Annotated in this window: 2 protein-coding genes; both read left to right on the top strand. The window is 24.2% G+C overall.

The window, feature by feature from the left end; genetic code table 11:
* Window positions 1-1,263, top strand: a 1,263-nt coding sequence (locus tag EZH24_RS10375; protein WP_137999057.1) for an AAA family ATPase, incomplete at its 5' end; no start/stop codon positions are given.
* A gap of 3 nt (window positions 1,264-1,266) precedes the next feature.
* Window positions 1,267-2,319, top strand: coding sequence for a 5-methylcytosine restriction system specificity protein McrC (locus EZH24_RS10370; protein ID WP_137999056.1), 1,053 nt, complete (start codon window positions 1,267-1,269; stop codon window positions 2,317-2,319).
* Window positions 2,320-2,372: the final 53 nt, after the last annotated feature.

Genomic DNA, 2,372 nt, shown 5'->3' with positions numbered 1-2,372 from the left:
TTTTTTGATACGGAAGGAGTGCAAGCAAAAAGCGATATTGAAAATTTATGGAATATTTTTGAAGCCGCTATTAATTATGCTGATAGTAATACTAATGAAAATAGGGAAGCCTTTATTAAATTTTACGATTTGGCAAAAGATATAAAAGGCGTTAAATGGAATTTAACAATGGGTTTGTTTTGGATACGCCCATTTAAGTATGTAAATTTGGATGAAAAAAATAGGGAATATATAAAATTTAAATTTAATCAAAATATAAAAACTCTTCCTAATGGGGAAGAATACCTTAATTTATGCGATAAATTACTTGAAGATATAAAAAATATTAATATTAAAGATTTTCCAGAATTATCTCATAAAGCTTGGCAATTTCCACCTCCACCACCGCCGCCTCCACCACCAACTGAAAATTACGATAAAAATAAATTCCTACAAGAAGTTTATATAACCGATAAAGAATACAATAAACTTGAGAAATTAATAAAAGAAAAGAAAAATATCATATTGCAAGGTTCGGCTGGAGTAGGTAAGTCTTACGCTGCAAAAAAATTGGCATATTCTATAATCGGAGAAAAAGATAACGAGCGAGTGAAAATGATACAATTTCATCAAAGTTATTCTTATGAAGATTTTATTATGGGTTATCGTCCAAACGAGAACGGTTTTGAATTGAAAGAGGGAGTATTTTATAAATTCTGCGAAGATGCAAGAAATGACGAAGGCAACGATTATTTTTTAATCATAGACGAAATAAATAGGGGAAACATAAGCAAAATTTTTGGCGAATTATTTATGTTAATCGAAAACGATAAAAGAGGCGAGGAATACGCTTTGGAATTAATCTATACAAACGAGAAATTTTCCGTCCCAGAAAATCTTTATATAATCGGTTTAATGAATACCGCCGATAGAAGTTTGGCAATGTTGGATTACGCTTTAAGAAGAAGATTTGTATTTATAGATTTAGAGCCAGCTTTTAATAAACCTCAATTTAGAGAAGATTTGGAAAGTAAAAATATTGATAAAGATTTGATAAATAAAATAATCGAAAAATTTACAAAGTTAAACGAAACGATTAAAACCGATAAAACATTAGGAAAAGGTTATACTATCGGACATAGTTATTTTTGCAATAGAAAAAATTTAAATAAAGAAGATTACGAAGATATTATAAATTATGAAATAGCGCCTACTTTAAGGGAATATTGGTTCGACAACGAAGATAAAGCGGAAAAAGAAATAAAAGAATTATTGAATATTTGATTTATGAATAATATACCTATAAAAAATATATATTATATGCTCTGTTATGCTTGGAATATAATTGACGAAATTAACGATATAGAATTCGGAGACGAAAAATTTGAAAATATTTATAATTTAATGGCTAAAATATTGGATTATTTTTTGAATAAACTTATAAAAAGAGGTTTCTATAAAAATTATATTTTAATCGAAGAAGATTTGGCAATGCTGAAAGGCAAAATTGATTTTTCAAATTCTATAAAAACCAATGTTATAAATCAAAAAAGATTAATATGTCAATACGATATTCTTTCCACAAATATTTTATTCAATCAAATAATAAAATCTACGCTTGATAAACTTATAAATTCTAAATATTTGGATGAAGAATTAAAAAATAAATTAATAATTTTGAGTAGATATTTCATAAAAATAAAAGATATAAAAATCAGTAGTAATACTTTTAAAACGCTAAAATATCATAGAAATAATATACACTATAAATTTATTATAAATATATGCAAATTAATTCATAACAATTTTATATTAGATAAAAATTCCGATGGAAATAGCGGAAAATTTTATATCGACAAAAACGAAAAGAAAACCATGCATAGAATATATGAAAAATTCGTTTTAAATTATTATAAAATTAATTATCAAAATTTTAAAGTTGAGCCTAAACCGATAAAATGGCAAATCAAAAACTATAATTTTAATTTTATTCCAAATATGAAAACCGATATAACGATTTATAATAAACAAAAATGCTTAATAATCGACACGAAATTTTATAAAGAAATTATTATAAAACATAAAGATAAGGAAATGATAAGACCATCGCATCTTTACCAAATATACGCTTATATGAATAATATAAAATTCAAAGGAAATATAAAGGGAATTCTGCTATATGCTGGAACTAACGAAATTATTGATAAATATGAAAAAGAAAAATTTGATTATAAAATCCAAGATAAAGATTTTTCCGTTAAAATTTTAGATTTAAGCAAAGATTGGAAAAATATTGAAAATCAATTAAACGAAATAATTGAAGATTTTTTTTTAAAATAAATTTCTAAAATAAATTTAAAAAAATAATAAAAAATAATTTAAAATAATTTAAA

It is taken from the genome of Brachyspira catarrhinii (genome assembly GCF_005518285.1).
GTDB classification, from domain to species: domain Bacteria; phylum Spirochaetota; class Brachyspiria; order Brachyspirales; family Brachyspiraceae; genus Brachyspira; species Brachyspira catarrhinii.
The sequence above is the reverse complement of the archived record's forward strand: the minus strand, read 5'-3'. Positions and strand labels throughout refer to the sequence as shown.

What these genes read in the sequence shown, in the direction of transcription:
- EZH24_RS10370 (WP_137999056.1), top strand. Translation starts at nt 1,267, where the DNA reads ATGAATAATATACCTATAAAAAATATATATTATATGCTCTGTTATGCT.